Below are 16,745 nucleotides of genomic sequence, written 5' to 3' on the forward strand. Positions count from 1 at the left end.
GATGTTTTCAGGGGGCGCGAAATCGGCTGGGGCAACCCGTGCTTTCAGCCATTTCCTGCCGTGCAGGCCCGCCGTTCAGCCGGGTTTTGTCCCGACAAAAAAACACAATGGGCCCCTCTGAAACCTCATTGATTGCGTGCCCCATGCAGACTACCCATAGCGTTTTGATGATTCGCCCCACGTGTTTTTCGTTCAACCAGGACACTGCCGGCAACAACCATTTCCAGCGCCCGCCCGGTGCTGCCGAAGATGTACAGGCCAAGGCCCTGCAGGAGTTCGATAGCTACGTCGCGACGCTGCGCGAGCATGGGGTCCGGGTGCTGGTCCACGAAGACAGTGCGGCGCCCCACACCCCGGATTCGATCTTTCCCAACAACTGCTGGAGCAGTCACCCCGACGGCACCCTGGTGCTGTACCCGATGCAGGGCCGCAACCGCCGCCTGGAGCGCTACAAGGGGGTACTGGCGCACCTGCACGAGCAGTACCAGGTGAGCCGCACCCTGGATCTCACGTCCCTGGAGCAGGAGGAACTGTTCCTCGAAGGCACCGGCAGCATGGTCCTGGATCGCCAGCAACGCATCTGCTACGCCGGCTACTCGACCCGCACCCACGCCCGGGCCCTGGATCAACTGGTGGCGCACCTGGGTTATGAGCTGTGCGCCTTCCATGCCCGGGACCGCCAGGGTGAGCCGATCTATCACACCAACGTGATGATGAGTGTCGGCAGCCAACTGGCGGTGGCCTGCCTGCTGGCCCTGGACGATGCACAGGAGCGCGCGACGCTGCGCCAGCGCCTGGAAAGCAGCGGCAAACAGTTGCTGCCCTTGACCTGGGCCCAGCTGGAATCCTTCGCCGGCAATATGCTGGAAGTGCACAACAGTGCCGGTGAGCCGCTGCTGGTGATGTCCCGCAGTGCCTGGCGCTCCCTGGATGCCGAACAGCGCCGGCTGATCGAGCGCCATGTGCAGCCGGTGCCGGTGAACATCGACACCATTGAGCGCATCGGCGGCGGCAGCGCCCGCTGCATGCTGGCGGAAATCTACCTGCCCGAACGTCAACCTCAACTGGAGCTCTCGCGATGATCGTCCGTCCCGCCACCCTGGCCGATTTGCCGGCGCTGCTGGCCCTGGCCCACAGTGCCGGTGCCGGCCTGACCACCTTGCCCGCCGACGCCGGGCGCCTGCGTTCACGCCTGCAATGGGCTGAGCAGACCTTCGCCGGCCAGGCCTCGCGGGCCGACGCCGACTACCTGTTCGTGCTGCAAAGCGCGCAGGGCGAGGTGGTCGGCATCTGTGCCCTGGCCGGCGCCGTGGGCCTGCGCGAGCCCTGGTACAACTACCGGGTCGGGCTGTTTGTCGCGGCCTCGAAAAACCTGGGGATCAACCAGCAACTGCCGACCCTGTTCCTGGGCAACGACATGACCGGCCATTCGGAACTGTGCTCGCTGTTCCTGCATGCCGACCACCGCCAGGGGCTCAACGGGCGCCTACTGTCCAAGGCGCGCTTCCTGTTCCTGGCCGAATTCCGCGAGCTTTTCGGCGACAAGGTGATCGCCGAGATGCGTGGCTATTCCGACGAGCAGGGCGTGTCGCCGTTCTGGGAAGGCCTGGGCCGGCACTTTTTCAAGATGGATTTCGCCGACGCCGACTACCTCACCGGCCTTGGCAACAAGACCTTCATCGCCGAGCTGATGCCCAAGTTTCCCTTGCCCACCTGCCTGTTGCCGGAGGCGGCACGGGCAGTGATCGGCCGGGTGCACCCCAATACCGAACCGGCCCTGGGCATGCTCAAGGCCGAGGGTTTTGCCTTCAAGGACTACATCGACATCTTCGACGGCGGGCCCCTGATCGAATGCGCCACCGGCGACATCCGCGCGGTGCGCGACAGCCAGGTGCTGCAACTGAGCATCGGCACCCCGGGGGAACAGGCCCAGCCCTACCTGGTTCACAACCGTCAGTTCGCCGACTGCCGGATCAGCGTGGCGGCGGCGCGGGTCGCCGCCGGCACCCTGATTGTCAGCCATGACAGCGCCCGGGCCCTGGGGTTGCCGGCCGGGGCCTCGGTGCGGGCGGTGAGCCTGGCGGTGCCGGCGCGGCAAATGTCCGCAGCCTAGAAGCGTCATGGCACGAGCGCCGCTACAATGGCGCTCGAATTTTCTGCCGGCGAGGCATCATGGACATCGATCTGGCCCGCACCTTCCTGGAAATCGTTCGCAGCGGCAGCCTGATCGCTGCTGCCGAGCGCCTGCACCTGACCCAGACCGCCATCAGCGCCAGGGTGCAGAACCTGGAAGGCCAGCTCAACTGCAAGCTGCTGGTGCGCAACCGCGCCGGCGCCCGGCCCACCGCCGACGGCGAGGCCTTCATCAGCTATGCCAACCAGCTGGTGCAGACCTGGGAGGCAGCCCAGCGCGACCTGCCGTTGCTGGCCGGCTACCGCAATGTGCTGCACATCGGCGGCGAGCTGAGCCTGTGCAACCCGCTGATGCTCAACTGGGTGCGGCGCCTGCGCCAGGCGTTGCCCAACCATGCCGTGCGCACCCAGATCGGCGAAGGCGCCAGCTTGCAGCGGCAACTGGAGCTGGGCGTGCTGGACGCCGCGCTGGTGTTCCAGCCGCTGTACTCGCCGGGCTTGCAGGTGGAGCAGTTGTTGGAGGAAAAGCTGATCCAGGTGCGCTTGGCGGGGCGCCCCGAGCCCTATGTGTACATCGATTGGGGCGAGGACTTTCGCCGCCAGCACGACGCCGCGCTACCTGCGCAGGCCAAGGCGGCAGTGGGCTTCAACCTCGGCCCGCTGGCCCTGCAGTTCATCCTCGATGCCGGCGGCAGCGGCTATTTCCGCACACGGGTGGTGCAGAGCTACCTGGACAGCGGTGTGCTGGAGCGGGTGGAAAAGGCCCCGGAGTTCAACTTCCCCACCTACCTGCTGTATGCCCGCGAGCGCGATACCCCAGAGCTGCAACAGGCGTTCGCGGTACTGCGGGAGGTGATCGAAAGCGACACCGACTGGTCCCAGCGCTGGTCGCCGATGGTCTGAACCCTGGGAACCTGGTAGGCGCCGGCTGGCCGGCAAACCGGCGCCTATCAGTGGCTGTCAGCGGCGCGAGGCGAGCACCTGGCCGATGCTGCGGCGCCGGGCGTGGGCTTCGCTGGCATGAATCAGCTGTTCGAGGTCTTCGGGGGTGACGTCGAAGAACTCCTCCATCTCCGCCAGGGCCAGTTTCAGGTCCTGGGCCGTGATCGCCAGGCTGTCGCTGGCAGCGGTGGCCGGCAGGAGTGCTGGAGCTTCGCTGGGGCCCTTGGGGTAACGGGTGCGCGTCAGGTTGTTGTAGGCCAGGGCGCTGAGCAGCAGGCTGGCGGCGGCCAGCATCACCGGCCCCAGTTCGCGCCAGTCCAGGGCTACGCTGGCCGGGTCCGCCAGTACCAGGGTCAGGGCCAGGGCGCCGGCCGGCGGGTGCAGGCAGCGCAACCAGCACATCAGTACCAGGGCCATGCCCGCCGCCAGGCAGGCGCTACCCAAGGTACGGCCCAGTACATGGGCCACCGCCAAGGCCATGACGGCGGCACAGAGGTACCCGCCCAGAATCGACCAGGGCTGGGCCAGGGCGCCTGAAGACACGGCGAACAACAGCACAGCCGAAGCGCCCAGCGGGCCGATCAGGTGCAGGGCCACCGGCATGCCGAAGACCTGGGCGCAGAGCCAGACACTGAACAGGGTGCCCAGGGCCATGCCGAGGGCGGCGCGGCTCCATTCCAGGGGGCGGGTATTGATGGCGGCGGGTTTCCAGCGGGCGAACATCGGTAAACGCTTTCCAATCCAGAACGACAGGCAAAAAGAAGGGCTTGCCTGGATGACCAGAAAGCCCTTGAACGTTCCAACATTTGGGGGAGGAACCGGCACAGTGTGCCGAGGAATCTTGCGCCTGACAAATTCATAATACTGCTGCTTCAGTGCATTTATTTTGCATTGAAGTACGACGGCCCTGTAGGCGCCGGCTTGCCGGCGAAGAGGCCCTTGAGTGCGGTGCAGCCCTGGCGGACGCCTTCGCTGGCAAGCCAGCGAAGACAGCCCATTGCTCACCGGTTTCTACAGCGCCAGGCGCATGGCGCAGCGACGCGACGCGGGCAGGCCGTACCGGGCTTCATCGGCCAGCACCTGGCACAGCCGTGGGCCCAGTTGCGCCTGTTCGAGGGTGACAAAGCCCTGGCGCTGGTAGAAGGGTTCGTTCCAGGGCAGTTCGCGGAAGGTGCTCAGGGTCAGGGCTTCAAGCTGCTGTTCCTGGGCGTATTGCCGCGCCGCCTGCAGCAGGCGCTTGCCGATGCCCTGGCCCTGGTGGCCGCGGGCGACGGAAATCTCCCACACATGCAGTTCCCGGTCGCAGGCTTCGGCGTTGAGAAAGGCGCAGGGGGTGTCATCCGCCGTCACCGCCACCCAGACCGGGTGGTGCTGGATATTGGCGCGGTGGCTCGGTGCGTCGGCCACTGCGGCGTCTGCCAGCCAGGCCAGTTGCGCATCAGAGCGAAACAGCGCGGCAGCGGAGGTTTCAATGGCGGGAAGAAAGTCGGCGTCGCTCACCCGCGCCCGACGGATCTCAATAGTCATGGGCGCGAGTGTAGGCAGCGGGCTGTGGCCGTGCAACGCTTTCAGGGTTGCGCGGCAGGTGTCTGGGGCAGGTGCAGGAGAACAAAGTCGTTCTTGTCAAAGCGCCCGCTCAACACCGGCTTCAGGCCGGCCAGCGGCGTATTCTGCAAGCTGGCCAGGTCACTCTGATCGAGGATGACCCAGGCCGGGCCGGGTACCTGAGCCAGGGCGTCTGGGCTTTCGGTGAACTGCGGTTGCAGATCCCGGTCCAGGTTGACCATGAACTTGATCGCCTTGGCATCCTTGCCCATGCGGTGCAGGACCACCGGTGCCGGATCGGCCTCGATCAGTTGCATGGCGCTGTGGCTGAAGGTGCGCGTGTCATAGAGACGGTGCTCCACCGGTTCGAAGACTCCGATGTAGCAGGCCCAGACTGCCAGCACTGCGCTGTAGGCCAGGCCCACGGCGCGCCACTGGCGCTTGAACAGCAGCCCGAGGGACAACAGCTGCAACAGGCCGAGCACCAGCAGCATCGGCGTCAACGAGTCGAGTTGCTCGGGGAATTTGCGCCGCAGCACCAGCAAGCCGATGATCAGCAACCCCGGCAGCAGCAGCCACAGGCCCTGGATCGCCCCGCGCAGCCAGGCCAGCAACCGTCCGCGACCGGCCTGGAACGGATAGGCGGCAATGATCGCCGCCATGGGCAGCATCGGCAGCAGATAGCGGGCCTTTTTAGCCTGGGGAATCGACAGGCCGATCATTACGATCAGCCCGGCCGCGGTGCACAGGCGCAACAGTTTCAGGCCCGGGCCCTGTTCCGTGGCGCGGGTCAGCAGCACGGCCAGCCACGCCAGGATCGCCAGGGGGTAGGCCAGGGCGTAGTTGCCCAGGGAACTGGTGAAGTAATAGAAGACATCGCTGGAGCCTTCGCTGCCGTCCATGCGCCCCATGAACTGCATGCGGATCACATCGTCGACGAAGGCCTGGCCACCGCTGAGCTTGGCCAGCCACAGCAGCAGGCCGACGCAGGCCACCAGCAGCGCCAGGGCGCTGAAACCGACGCTGAACAGCCGCCGCCACTGGCCATTGAGCAGGTAGTAGCTGCACAGCATGCCAGTGGGGATCACCAGGCCGATGGGCCCGCGAATGGCAAAGCCCAGCACCAGCAGGAGGAAGATCCAGCCCAGGCGCCGGCGGGCACCGAAATGGTCATGGGCGTAGCCCAGGTAGAACACGGCCAGGGACACCGCAGCCAGCATCTGGTCCAGGGACACGGCGCGGGTTTCACTGATAAAGGTGTTGCTGAGTAACAGCAGGGCAACGCTGAGCAGGGCCCAGGTGCGCGAATAGGGCGCCAACAGGCGATAGATCAGGCTCACGATCAACGCCGAGGCGATGGCCGTGGGCAGCCAGGCGCTAAGGCTGGTGACTTGCCCCCCGGGCAGGGAGAACAGCCAGACCAGCAGGGTAGAGGCGCTGGAGTAGTCGGCGTAGGGCTGGCCGTAGGTGGTGGGGAAGAATCCCGGCCCGTGGCGCAGCATTTCCTTGGCAAACAGCACGAAACGCGAATCGAAGCCGATCGCCGACTGATGGTCGGCGCCGGCGCAGAACAGCAGCAGGGCCAGCAACCCCAGCCCCAACGATTGCCAAAGAAGTGTGTTCGAAGGGGAGCTGGAGTGCGGGTTCATTCAGGCCTCGTCGGACCACTGCTGGTGAGGGATCGGCAGGCTGCGCGATTCACCGCGGCCAATCGGGAAGTAGGTGAAGCCGTTGCGCGCCAGGCGCTCGGCGTCATACAGGTTGCGGCCGTCGAAGATCACCGGAGCCTGCAGGCGTTGCTGGATCAGGTCGAAATCCGGCGCCTTGAACTGCTGCCACTCGGTGCAGATGATCAGGGCGTCGGCCCCCACCAGTACCGATTCCGGGGTGCCCATGAGCATCAGGCGCGGCTCGTCCGGGTACAGGCGCTGGGTTTCCTGCATGGCTTCGGGGTCGAAGGCCCGCACCTGGGCACCAGCGGCGAACAGCGCATCGAGCAGTACCCGGCTCGGGGCGTCGCGCATGTCGTCGGTGTTGGGCTTGAACGCCAGGCCCCACAAGGCAAAGGTCTTGCCTTTGAGGTCGCCCTTGTAGAACGCCTTGATGCGTTCGAACAGCTTGTGCTTCTGCCGCTCGTTGATGGCTTCCACCGCTTGCAAAAGGTCGCTGGAGCAATGGGCTTCCTGGGCGCTGTGAATCAGCGCGCGCATGTCCTTGGGGAAGCACGAACCGCCGTAGCCGCAACCCGGATAGATGAAGTGGTAGCCGATGCGGGTGTCGGCGCCGATCCCCAGGCGCACCGATTCGATGTCGGCGCCCAGGTGCTCGGCCAGCTCGGCGATCTGGTTGATGAAGCTGATCTTGGTCGCCAGCATGCAGTTGGCGGCGTACTTGGTCAGCTCGGCGCTGCGCAGATCCATGAACATGATGCGGTCATGGTTGCGGTTGAACGGTGCATACAGGTCGCGCATCACGTCGCGCACTTCTTCGCGCTCGCAACCGATGATGATCCGGTCCGGCCGGCGGCAGTCGGTGACCGCCGAGCCTTCCTTGAGGAATTCCGGGTTGGAGACGATATCGAATTGCAGCGGGCGGCCATCCAGGACCTTCTCGATGTGGGCTTTCAAGGTGTCGCCTGTACCCACCGGCACGGTGGATTTTTCCACCAGGATCACCGGCTGTTCACGGTGGCGGGCCACCGCGTCGCCCACTGACAGCACGTAGCGCAGGTCCGCCGAGCCGTCTTCGCTGGACGGCGTGCCCACGGCGATGAACAGCACCTGGCCGTGTTGCACCGCGAGTTTTTCATCGTGGGTGAAGTGCAGGCGCTTGGCTTCGAGGTTTTCCTTGACCAGGCTGGCCAGCCCCGGCTCGAAGATGCTCACGTGTCCTTGTTGCAGCTGCTTGACCTTTTGCTCGTCGATGTCCATGCAGATGACATCGTGGCCGACTTCAGCCAACACGGCAGCCTGTACGAGGCCGACGTAACCACTTCCAAATACACTGATTTTCATGGGGTATTCCTGGGACTTGTCGCGGGTGCAGATCGAGAGTTGATGGTGATGACCCCGAGGATGACCAAGGCCACCCCGAGGGTTTTGGAAAGCGTGAACGGTTCGTTGAACAGCGGCAGGCTGGCGGCCAGCAGGTAGACCAGGGCGTAGCTGATGCTGAGCAGCGAATAGGCCCGGCCCAGGGGCAGGTCGCGCAGCGCCAGGAGCCAGCAGAGCATCGACAGCGCGTAGGCGCCAATGGCCGCGATCACCAGTGCCAGGGCGGCCAGATCGATGGCGCCGGCGCTCAGGGCCGACAGCCACTGATCCGGGGCGGGCAGGCGGGTCATGCTCCAGCGCATGCCCAGCTGGGCGCCGCTGACCAGGGCCACGCTGCCCAGGGCGAAGGCAAAACCCTTGGCCCGGCTCATGCGTGGCGACTCAACAGCAGCACGCCGCCGATCACCAGGGCCACGCCGAACCAGTGGCGCCGGTCGATGTGCTCACGGAACACGAAGTGGGCAATCAGGGTAATGAACACGAAATTCAGGCTGAGCATGGGGTAGGCCACGCCCACCTCCATGCGTTGCAGCACCAAGAGCCACACCAGCAGGCCCAGGCCCAGGCTGAACAGGGCCAGCCACAGCCAGCCCGAACGCAGTTTCTGCAGGGCACTGGAAGGCTGGTCGCGCCAGCTTTCCACGGCGAACTTCTGCGCCACCTGGCCCAGGCAGGTCAGCCCGCAGGCCAGCAACAAAAGCAGCAGGCTCATGGCTGGCTCTGGGGAATGATGAAGATCACGATGTTGCCTTGCTCGTAGCGCTTGGCATCCTTGGGCAGCAGCTCGACTTCATGCTCCTCGTCGCTGCTCTTGACCCGCATCACCACGCCGATCGAGCCCTGCTTGCGAGCCTGCTCGATCCACGGCTGGACCTGATTGAGGTCGACCTTGCGCGCGGCAGTGTCTTCGTAGCCCAGGCCGTATTTCACTTCGCCTTCGGTGTTGTACAGGGTCACGTCGGGGCGACCCAGGCGCCAGGCCAGGGCGGAAGCAGCCCCCAGGTCGTTGCTCAGCAGGGCCTTGGCCTGGCCCAGCTCGGCCACGTGATCGATGATGAACTGGTCGGGGATCTTGTTGTAGACCACCGAGTTGGGCAGCGCCGCCGGGGCCAGGGCCACCAGCAGGAAGCTGCCCAGGGCCGGCGCCGCCCACAGGGTCAGGGGGCGCATGGCTTGCAGCAGGTTGCTGAGGATCCAGCCCAGTAGCAACACATACACCAGCACCAGGTGCTGCGGCTCGTCCACATACACCGGTTTTTTCATCTGGAAGTACACCAGGGCCAGCAGCCCCAGCAGGCCGGCCAACAGGTTGAGCACACCGTTGAACGCCAGCAGTCGGGTCTTGCCGGCGGCCAGGCGGTCCACCAGGGTGTGGCCCATCAACAGCGCCAGGGGCAACAGGCACGGCAGGATATAGGCCGGCAGCTTGCCCTTGCTCAGGCTGAAGAAGGCCAGGGGCAGCACCAGCCACAGCAGCAGGAAGCCGCTGCTGTTCTGGCGCCGCTGTTGCCAGGCCTGCTTCAGGCCCGCCGGCAGCAGCAGCACCCAGGGCACGCTGAACCCCACCAGCAACGGCAGGTAGTACCACCAGGGCGAGGCGTGCTGGGCATCATCACCGGCAAAGCGGCGGATGTGCTCGTGCCAGAAGAAAAAGCGCCAGTAGTCCGGTTCCTGGGCATGCACCATCAGGGCCCAGGGCAGGCTGATGAGAATGGCCACCAGCACACCGATGCCGCCATAGATCAGCAGCGAGCGCAGGCGCTTCTGCCAGATGGCGTAGGGCAGGGCCACCAGCACCGGCAGCAGCCAGGCCAGAAAGCCCTTGGTCATGAAGCCCATGCCGCAGGCCAGGCCCAGCACCACCCAGGCCAGCACCTGGCCGCGGGTTGTCCGGCAGTCGAAGGTGAACCACAGCGCCACCAGGCTCAGGTTGACCCAGAAGGTGAATTGCGGATCGAGGTTGGCGTAGCCGGCCTGCAGCGCGACCACGGTAAAGCTCATGTAGAGCAGGGCGCTGGCCAGGCTCTTGCGTGGATCGTTCCACAGGCGCCGGGCCAGCAGGTAGGCCAGGACCACGCTCAGGCCGGTGCTCAGGGCCGAGGCCACGCGCACGCCGAACAGGTTGTCGCCAAACAGCGCCTGGCCGATGGCGATCATCCAGTAGCCCGCCACCGGTTTTTCGAAATAGCGAATGCCCATGAAGTGCGGCGACGCCCATTTGCCGCTCAGGAGCATTTCCTGGCTGATCTGCGCGTAGCGGGTTTCATCGGGGATCCACAGGCCGTGGGTGGCCAGGGGCAGCAGGTAGAACAGGCCGAACGCGATCAGCAGCAGCGGCAGAGCCCAACGTCTGGTCATGCGCCTTGCACTCCCAGCCAGCCTTCACGGCCTTCCAGCGCACCGCGCACCACCTTGCCCGCGGGCAGGCTGGCCAGATCCGCCGGGAGCATGTCGCCCAGGGGTTGGAAGTGGATGTCGCGCTGCCTGGCGCTGGCCAGCAACTGGCGGAAATCGTTGGCCATGAGAATCCCTTCTACTTCTGCATGCACGGTATAGACGTTGAGTTTGTCCGGGCTGAACCGGTCGAGGATGTAACTGTTGAAATCCTTGGCGGCCACCACCGGCCCGACCACTTCGTCGAAGGTCGGCAGGTCCACCGGAATCTGTGGAGCGCCCAGGCTGCCGTCCGCCAGTCGTGGCTGGAACAGGCTCTGGCCGCGGCAGTCGCTGTTGTAGCGAAAGCCGAATTGCTGTTTGGCTTCGATGACCCGCTCATCGGCGCGCCAACCGGCGGACGCCGAGCAGCTCACCGCTTGCCCGAGAATATCGTTGAGGCTGTCGACGCCACGGCGGATCTGCTCGATCAGCTGTGCCTGGCTCCAGCGCCCGGTGTTGGCCTGCCAGCCGTGGTGATCCCAGGCGTGCAGGCCGACTTCATGACCGGCGGCCAGGGTCTGGCGCATCAAGTGCCCCAGGTCCCGGCCAATGGGTTTACCCGGCCAGGCAGTGCCGGCCAGGAGGATGTCCCAGCCATACAGGCCCGCGGCATTGGACCGCAGCATTTTCCAGAGGAACTGCGGACGGATCAGGCGCCACAGGTGGCGCCCCATGTTGTCCGGCCCGACACTGAAGAAAAACGTGGCCTTGACCCCGGCTTCCTCCAGCGATTCGAGCAGCCGTGGCACCCCCTCCCGGGTGCCGCGGTAGGTATCGACATCAATGCGCAGACCTGCCTGCATCAGCGTGCTTCTTGCTTGGCGCGGTCAGCGATTTCCAGCATCGCTTCACGCAGGAAGAAGTCCAGGGTATTGCCGATGGTTTCGCTCATCTCCACGGTCGGCTCCCAGTTCAGCAGGCGCTTGGCGTTTTCGATGCTTGGCTTGCGGTGTTCCACGTCCTGGTAGCCAGCACCGTAGAACGCCTTGCTCTCCACATCACGGAAACCGGCGAACGGCGGGAAGTTGCCGCGCAGCGGGTGAGCTTCGAACTGACGCAGCAGCTCTTCGCCCAGCTGACGGATGCTGGCTTCGTTGTCCGGGTTGCCGATGTTGATGATCTGGCCGTTGCAGCAGTCGTTTTCGTTGTCGACGATGCGTGCCAGGGCTTCGATGCCGTCGGCGATGTCAGTGAAGCAGCGCTTCTGCTCGCCACCGTCGAACAGGCGGATCGGGGTGCCTTCCACCAGGTTGAGGATCAGCTGGGTGATGGCCCGGGAGCTGCCGATGCGTGCCGAGTCCAGGCGGTCCAGGCGCGGGCCCATCCAGTTGAACGGACGGAACAGGGTGAAGTTCAGGCCCTTGGCGCCGTAGGCCCAGATCACCCGGTCCAGCAGCTGCTTGGAGACCGAGTAGATCCAGCGCTGCTTGTTGATCGGGCCGACGATCAGGTTGGAGGTGTCTTCGTCGAAGTTCTTGTCCTGGCACATGCCATAGACTTCCGAAGTCGACGGGAAGATCACGCGCTTGTTGTACTTGACGCAGTAGCGAACCAGCTTGAGGTTCTCTTCGAAGTCCAGCTCGAACACGCGCAGCGGGTTGCGGGTGTATTCGATCGGGGTGGCGATGGCCACCAGAGGCAGGACCACGTCGCACTTCTTGATGTGATATTCGATCCACTCGGAGTGGATGCTGATATCGCCTTCGACGAAGTGGAAGTTCGGGTGGCTGCGCAGGCGCTCGATGGCGTCGGAGCCGATGTCCAGGCCGTAGACGTCGTACTTGTCGTCACGCAGCAGGCGCTCGGACAGGTGGTTACCGATAAAGCCGTTGACGCCCAGGATCAGTACGCGGGTGCGACGTGGCTTGCGCCCCGACTCTGCGCCGCGCAGCAGGGAACCGTCCACCAGGCCCAGTTCGTTGGCCAGTTGCGGGCCACCCAGGAACAGGCCGTTGGCATTGCGCTGGCCGGAGGTAATCACCAGGGAGTCCTGGCCACAGGCGATGCGCAGTGGGTCGACGCTGATGACCCGGCCCGGGGCCTGGCCTTCGTTGCCCTTGGCGACTTCGGCGCTCCAGACGATCAGCTTGTGCTCGCCCACGGCGCAGAAGGCGCCCGGGTAGGGTTGAGTCACGGCGCGAACCAGGTTGAACAGCTCTTCGGCCGGGCGCTGCCAGTCGATCTTGCCGTCCGCCGCGGTGCGACGACCGAAGTAGCTGGCCTTGGACTCGTCCTGGGCGGTTTCGGTGATCTTGCCCTGGGCCAGTGCCGGCAGGGTGTCGCGCAGCAGGCTGGCGGCGGCGTCACGCAGTTTGTGGTGCAGGGTCAGGGCGGTGTCGCTGCGCTCGATGGCCACGCGTTCCTGGGCAATGATGGCGCCGGCATCGGCACGCTTGACCATGCGGTGCAGGGTCACGCCGGTTTCGGTTTCGCCCTTGACCAGCACCCAGTTGGCCGGTGCGCGGCCACGGTAGTGCGGCAGCAGCGAGCCGTGCAGGTTGAACGCACCCTTGCTGGCAGTGGCCAGCAGCGGCTCGCTCAGCAGGTTGCGGTAATAGAAGGAAAACAGGTAGTCGGGGTTGAGCTTGGCGATGCGCTCGATCCACAGCGGGTGGTTGGCATCTTCCGGGGCGTGCACGGCAATGCCTTTGCGGGCGCAAAGCTGGGCCACGGAGCCGTAGAAGGTGTTTTCCTTGGGATCGTCGGCGTGGGTGAACACGGCGGCGATCTCGTAACCTGCGTTGAGCAGGGCTTCGATGCCAGCACAGCCAATATCGTGGTAGGCGAAGACAACAGCTTTATTGCTCATGGCGAAACCTGATCTGTATGAGTGGAAGTTAAACCGTCGACAGTCACAACCGGGGCCGGGGCCGCGGGCTGGCTGCGCAAGACTTTTTCGATGAAGAAGCGCGGGCGGGCCCGCACGTCGCTGTACATGCGTCCCAGGTATTCACCCAGAAGCCCCATGCCGATGAACTGGCCGCCGGTGAACACGAACAGCACCGCGAACAGCACGAAGGTGCCGTCGCCGGCCCAGGTGGCGCCGAAGATCAGCCGCAGCACGATCAGCATCAGGGCAAACAGCGCGCCGAGGCCGGCCATGCCGAACCCGATGATGCTCAACAGCCGCAGGGGCGTGGTGGTCATGCAGGTGATCAAGTCGAACATCAGGTTGATCAAGCGCATCGGACTGTACTTGGAGTCACCGTGCTCGCGCTCGGCGTGCTCCACCAGCACCTCGGTGGTGTGCCGGGCAAAGCTGTTGGCCAGGATCGGGATAAAGGTGCTGCGCTCGGTGCAGGCCAGCATCGCGTCGATGATGGTCCGGCGGTAGGCCCGCAGCATGCAGCCGTAGTCGCTCATGGCGACCCCGGTGGAACGCTGCACGGCCAGGTTGATCAGCTTCGACGGCCAGCGGCGGAACGCCGAGTCCTGGCGGTTGTTGCGCACGGTGCCGACCACGTCGTAGCCCAGCTCGGCCTGGGCCACCAGGCGCGGGATTTCCTCCGGCGGGTTCTGCAGGTCGGCGTCGAGGGTGATCACCACGTCGCCACGGCACTGCTCGAAGCCGGCCATGATTGCTGCGTGCTGGCCGTAGTTGCGGTTGAGGATCACCGCCACCACCGGGCTGCCTTCGCGCTCGGCGGCAGCCTGCAGGATGTTCGCCGACTCGTCGCGGCTGCCGTCGTCCACGAGGACGATTTCAAACTCGTGCTTGAGCTGGCGGCAGGCCGCTTCGGTGCGCCGCAACAGCTCGGGGAGGCTCTGTTCTTCGTTGTAGACCGGAATCACGATCGACACGAACTGAATCGGATAAGGTTTCAAAGGCTTCAGTCCAAAAGGTTTGCGATGGCACCGGTCACCCGCTCGACATCGTCAAGGGTCATGTCCGGAAACAGTGGGATCGAGCATAGCCGCGCCGAATTCCATTCGGTATGGGGCAGGTGCACTTCAGGGAAGCGCTGTCGGTAATAGGTATGCAGGTGGGTCGCAATGAAGTGGATACCGGTACCGATGTTCTGTTCCTGCAGGCCTTTCATGAAGGCTTCGCGGTCCAGGCCGCAACGCTCGGCATCGATGCGCAGGATGAACAGGTGCCAGGCATGCTGCTGCGGGTACTGGGGCAGGAGCAGGGGCTGTACCGGCAAGCCTTCAAGGCGCTGCAGGTAGGCCTTGGCCAGCACTTCGCGCTTGGCGTTGATTTCGTCCAGGCGTTGCAGTTGCACCAGGGCAATGGCCGCGTTCATGTCCGCCAGGTTGTACTTGAAGCCGGGCTCGATGACCTGGGCCTGTGGCTTGCGGCCATGGGTCAGGCGATCGTAGGCGTCCACTCCCAGGCCGTGGAACTTGAGCATGCGCACGCGGTTGGCCAGGGCTTCGTCATCGCTGACGAACATCGCGCCTTCGGCGCAGGTCATGTTCTTGATCGCGTGGAAGGAAAAGATCGCCGTGCCCCGGGCACCGATGGCGCGGCCGCGGTAGGTGGTACCGGCGGCGTGGGCGGCGTCTTCGATCACTGCAATACCGTGCTTGTCGGCCAGGGCGTAGAGCGGGTCGAGGTCGAAGGCTGCGCCGGCGTAGTGGACCGGGATGATTGCCTTGGTGCGCGGGGTGATGGCGGCTTCGATGGTGGCGGCGTCGCTCATCAGGGTGTCGGGGTCGACATCGACGAACACCGGGGTGGCGCCCAGCAGGCAGATCATGTTGGCGGTGGAGACCCAGGTCTGCGACGGGGTGATCACTTCATCCCCGGGGCCGATGCCCAGGGCCAGCAGGGTGATGTGCATGGCGCCGGTGGCGGAGGACAGTGCCACGGCGTGGCGGGCGCCGACACGTTCGGCGAACTGCTGTTCCAGTTCCTGGTTTTTCGGGCCGGTGGTGATCCAGCCGGAGCGCAGAACCTGCTCCACTGCAGCAATCTCTTCTTCGCCAATACTCGGGCGCGAGAAAGGAAGGAAAGCCTGGTTCATGGTTACCTCGGGTTTACACAATGCGAGTTGCTGGAATACGGGTTGCTGCGGGTGAACGGACCGTTCATGGAAAGCGGGGAGGTCTTGCAGTCATCAAGGCGCATCCAATTATTGAGCCAACAGGGCATTCCATGCAGCGGATCAGTAAAGACCAGGTTTGTGAAAAGTAAAGGTGGATCAAGGTGTTATCTTTGCAACCTGAGAAAAAACTGCACTCGGACGGTTGGCTGTCGGGGGCTGAGATTAAGCGGAAAAATGTGAAACGAATATGAAAAATAAGGAAAAAGTCCGTTTTTCTGCAAGCCAGACAGCTAGTGTTCAGTTTATTTCCAAAGTTTTCGTAGTACGCCGCCGTGGCGACTTTTGTAACCAGTTTCCAAGGCGACTTGAAGGGGCCACCGGAAATATTTTTTTCGCCTCGCTGCGGTGCTACCCGGTGCAACCTTGCTCAGAGGAGAACCTATGAACCTGCCTGGTCCCGGCTGCTCCGTTAGCCCGGGCGCACCAAACCCGCTGAATCTATACCTCAAGCGCCTGGCCCCCTCCAGCCAGTCGACCCTGCGCTATGTGCTGCAGGATGCCGCCGACCGCCTGGGCTACGCCGAACGAAACCTCGAAGAAATCCCCTGGCACCTGCTGCAACCCGAGCATGTCACGGCCCTGGTGGCCACCTTGCGCGAAGACGGGTATGCGCCCAACACTTCATCGCTGTACGTCAACGCCCTGCGCGGAGTGATGAACGAGGCGTGGCGCGCCAGCCTGATCAGCCAGGACCACCTGCTTAAGATGCGTTCGGTCAAGGCCATCAGCGGCACGCGCCTGGCTCGCGGGCGCAACCTCAAGCGTGGCCTGATCCACGAACTGATGGCCGTGTGCGCTGGCGACCCGCGCCCCCAGGGCGTGCGCGATGCGGCGCTGATTGCGCTGCTCTATGGCTCGGGCATGCGCAAGTCCGAGTCGGTCAACCTGGACCTGGCCCAGGTGGATTTCAGCGAGCGCAGCCTGCAGGTGCTGGCCAAGGGCAATCGTCAGTTGATCAAGTACGCCCCCACCTGGGCTTTCGACAAGCTGCAGGCCTGGCTGGAGCTTCGCCGCCGGCATCTGCCCGCGGGCCTGGTAGACGACCCGTTCCTGTTCAACCGCATCCGCCGGGGCGGGCACATCACTCGCGAGCGCATCACCAAGCACGCCATCTACTACATTGCCCGGCAACGCGGGGCCGAGGTTGGCGTGCGGATCATGCCCCACGACTTCCGGCGCTCGTTCATCACCCGGGTGATCGAGGAGCACGACCTGTCGCTGGCACAGAAACTGGCTCACCACAGCAACATCCAGACCACCGCCAGCTATGACCTGCGTGATGACAACGAACGGCGCCGGGCCATCGACCGCTTCGATCTGTAGGCCGCGGCAGGCTCAGAGCAAGGGCAGGGTGGGCGACAACTGCCCGGTAAGGTCCCAGACTTCCAGCATCTTCGCGTACTCGAAGGCATGGCTCGGGTCGCTCTGCAGCCAGTCCTCGAAAGCCCGGCGCTCGGCCAGGCTGCAATCGGCCTCGCGCAGGCGCATGCACCAGTGCGCGGCCTGCATCATCAGGTAATCCTCTGCTTGGCTGGCAGAATCAGTCATGGTTCATTCCTTGTTCAAGGTGGAGCCGATAGCCACC

The 16,745-nt window shown here is 64.5% G+C and carries 16 protein-coding genes; 4 read left to right on the forward strand and 12 right to left on the reverse strand.

Going from position 1 to position 16,745, the window contains the following annotated elements:
* Positions 1-143 precede the first annotated feature (143 nt).
* Genes KCG88_RS05040 through KCG88_RS05050 form a run of 3 tightly spaced genes read left to right on the forward strand, consistent with a single transcriptional unit; the run spans position 144 to position 3,036 of the window.
* Complete coding sequence (locus tag KCG88_RS05040) at positions 144-1,082, forward strand: arginine deiminase-related protein (RefSeq protein WP_210711884.1); 939 nt, start codon at positions 144-146, stop codon at positions 1,080-1,082.
* A complete protein-coding gene (gene astA / locus KCG88_RS05045) occupies positions 1,079-2,113 on the forward strand; it encodes an arginine N-succinyltransferase (protein ID WP_047286593.1) in 1,035 nt (344 codons plus the stop codon). Before KCG88_RS05040 ends, astA begins: the two co-directional genes overlap by 4 nt.
* 59 nt (positions 2,114-2,172) lie before the next feature.
* Positions 2,173-3,036 carry a LysR family transcriptional regulator gene (locus KCG88_RS05050; RefSeq protein ID WP_015635648.1) on the forward strand — a complete coding sequence of 288 codons (864 nt, stop codon included), beginning with the start codon at positions 2,173-2,175 and terminating at the stop codon, positions 3,034-3,036.
* 57 nt (positions 3,037-3,093) lie between these two features.
* Here KCG88_RS05050 and KCG88_RS05055 read toward each other — a convergent pair whose 3' ends face one another.
* The 11 genes from KCG88_RS05055 to arnB form a co-directional block, all read right to left on the reverse strand.
* A complete protein-coding gene (locus KCG88_RS05055) occupies positions 3,094-3,798 on the reverse strand; it encodes an HPP family protein (RefSeq protein ID WP_047286591.1) in 705 nt (234 codons plus the stop codon).
* Positions 3,799-4,086: 288 nt separating this feature from the next.
* Positions 4,087-4,602, reverse strand: a complete 516-nt coding sequence (locus KCG88_RS05060) for a GNAT family N-acetyltransferase (protein WP_047286588.1) — start codon at positions 4,600-4,602, stop codon at positions 4,087-4,089.
* A gap of 41 nt (positions 4,603-4,643) precedes the next feature.
* A complete protein-coding gene (locus KCG88_RS05065; protein WP_210711885.1) occupies positions 4,644-6,269 on the reverse strand; it encodes a phospholipid carrier-dependent glycosyltransferase in 1,626 nt (541 codons plus the stop codon).
* The gene (locus KCG88_RS05070; protein ID WP_210711886.1) at positions 6,270-7,634 is read right to left on the reverse strand and encodes a UDP-glucose/GDP-mannose dehydrogenase family protein; all 1,365 of its coding nucleotides are present in this window, start codon (positions 7,632-7,634) and stop codon (positions 6,270-6,272) included.
* Positions 7,631-8,044: a 4-amino-4-deoxy-L-arabinose-phosphoundecaprenol flippase subunit ArnF gene (gene arnF, locus KCG88_RS05075; RefSeq protein WP_047286582.1), complete on the reverse strand. Its 414-nt coding sequence runs from the start codon at positions 8,042-8,044 to the stop codon at positions 7,631-7,633. Before arnF ends, KCG88_RS05070 begins: the two co-directional genes overlap by 4 nt.
* A complete protein-coding gene (gene arnE / locus KCG88_RS05080) occupies positions 8,041-8,385 on the reverse strand; it encodes a 4-amino-4-deoxy-L-arabinose-phosphoundecaprenol flippase subunit ArnE (protein WP_047286579.1) in 345 nt (114 codons plus the stop codon). The genes arnF and arnE overlap by 4 nt, the downstream gene beginning before the upstream one ends.
* A complete protein-coding gene (arnT, locus tag KCG88_RS05085) occupies positions 8,382-10,031 on the reverse strand; it encodes a lipid IV(A) 4-amino-4-deoxy-L-arabinosyltransferase (protein WP_047286577.1) in 1,650 nt (549 codons plus the stop codon). The genes arnE and arnT overlap by 4 nt, the downstream gene beginning before the upstream one ends.
* On the reverse strand, positions 10,028-10,912 hold the full coding sequence (gene arnD, locus KCG88_RS05090; protein WP_047286575.1) for a 4-deoxy-4-formamido-L-arabinose-phosphoundecaprenol deformylase: 885 nt from the start codon (positions 10,910-10,912) through the stop codon (positions 10,028-10,030). Before arnD ends, arnT begins: the two co-directional genes overlap by 4 nt.
* Positions 10,912-12,918, reverse strand: a complete 2,007-nt coding sequence (arnA, locus tag KCG88_RS05095; RefSeq protein ID WP_047286573.1) for a bifunctional UDP-4-amino-4-deoxy-L-arabinose formyltransferase/UDP-glucuronic acid oxidase ArnA — start codon at positions 12,916-12,918, stop codon at positions 10,912-10,914. Before arnA ends, arnD begins: the two co-directional genes overlap by 1 nt.
* Complete coding sequence (arnC, locus tag KCG88_RS05100; protein WP_047286572.1) at positions 12,915-13,934, reverse strand: undecaprenyl-phosphate 4-deoxy-4-formamido-L-arabinose transferase; 1,020 nt, start codon at positions 13,932-13,934, stop codon at positions 12,915-12,917. Before arnC ends, arnA begins: the two co-directional genes overlap by 4 nt.
* Positions 13,935-13,939: 5 nt before the next feature.
* Positions 13,940-15,079 carry a UDP-4-amino-4-deoxy-L-arabinose aminotransferase gene (arnB, locus tag KCG88_RS05105; protein ID WP_047286570.1) on the reverse strand — a complete coding sequence of 380 codons (1,140 nt, stop codon included), beginning with the start codon at positions 15,077-15,079 and terminating at the stop codon, positions 13,940-13,942.
* Between the two features lie 462 nt (positions 15,080-15,541).
* Between arnB and KCG88_RS05110 the strand changes: the two genes are divergently transcribed.
* Positions 15,542-16,483, forward strand: coding sequence for a tyrosine-type recombinase/integrase (locus KCG88_RS05110; protein WP_047286568.1), 942 nt, complete (start codon positions 15,542-15,544; stop codon positions 16,481-16,483).
* 12 nt (positions 16,484-16,495) lie between these two features.
* Here KCG88_RS05110 and KCG88_RS05115 read toward each other — a convergent pair whose 3' ends face one another.
* On the reverse strand, positions 16,496-16,708 hold the full coding sequence (locus KCG88_RS05115; protein WP_210711887.1) for a DUF4880 domain-containing protein: 213 nt from the start codon (positions 16,706-16,708) through the stop codon (positions 16,496-16,498).
* Positions 16,709-16,745 lie beyond the last annotated feature (37 nt).

This window comes from Pseudomonas sp. MWU349, assembly GCF_017947325.1.
In the GTDB taxonomy this organism is placed as follows: Bacteria; Pseudomonadota; Gammaproteobacteria; order Pseudomonadales; family Pseudomonadaceae; genus Aquipseudomonas; species Aquipseudomonas protegens.

Bases quoted from the DNA above. Each gene is read 5' to 3' on its own strand.
- KCG88_RS05040 (WP_210711884.1), top strand. From the start codon at position 144: ATGCAGACTACCCATAGCGTTTTGATGATTCGCCCCACGTGTTTTTCG.
- astA (WP_047286593.1), top strand. From the start codon at position 1,079: ATGATCGTCCGTCCCGCCACCCTGGCCGATTTGCCGGCGCTGCTGGCC.
- KCG88_RS05050 (WP_015635648.1), top strand. From the start codon at position 2,173: ATGGACATCGATCTGGCCCGCACCTTCCTGGAAATCGTTCGCAGCGGC.
- KCG88_RS05055 (WP_047286591.1), bottom strand. From the start codon at position 3,798: ATGTTCGCCCGCTGGAAACCCGCCGCCATCAATACCCGCCCCCTGGAA.
- KCG88_RS05060 (WP_047286588.1), bottom strand. From the start codon at position 4,602: ATGACTATTGAGATCCGTCGGGCGCGGGTGAGCGACGCCGACTTTCTT.
- KCG88_RS05065 (WP_210711885.1), bottom strand. From the start codon at position 6,269: ATGAACCCGCACTCCAGCTCCCCTTCGAACACACTTCTTTGGCAATCG.
- KCG88_RS05070 (WP_210711886.1), bottom strand. From the start codon at position 7,634: ATGAAAATCAGTGTATTTGGAAGTGGTTACGTCGGCCTCGTACAGGCT.
- arnF (WP_047286582.1), bottom strand. From the start codon at position 8,044: ATGAGCCGGGCCAAGGGTTTTGCCTTCGCCCTGGGCAGCGTGGCCCTG.
- arnE (WP_047286579.1), bottom strand. From the start codon at position 8,385: ATGAGCCTGCTGCTTTTGTTGCTGGCCTGCGGGCTGACCTGCCTGGGC.
- arnT (WP_047286577.1), bottom strand. From the start codon at position 10,031: ATGACCAGACGTTGGGCTCTGCCGCTGCTGCTGATCGCGTTCGGCCTG.
- arnD (WP_047286575.1), bottom strand. From the start codon at position 10,912: ATGCAGGCAGGTCTGCGCATTGATGTCGATACCTACCGCGGCACCCGG.
- arnA (WP_047286573.1), bottom strand. From the start codon at position 12,918: ATGAGCAATAAAGCTGTTGTCTTCGCCTACCACGATATTGGCTGTGCT.
- arnB (WP_047286570.1), bottom strand. From the start codon at position 15,079: ATGAACCAGGCTTTCCTTCCTTTCTCGCGCCCGAGTATTGGCGAAGAA.
- KCG88_RS05110 (WP_047286568.1), top strand. From the start codon at position 15,542: ATGAACCTGCCTGGTCCCGGCTGCTCCGTTAGCCCGGGCGCACCAAAC.
- KCG88_RS05115 (WP_210711887.1), bottom strand. From the start codon at position 16,708: ATGACTGATTCTGCCAGCCAAGCAGAGGATTACCTGATGATGCAGGCC.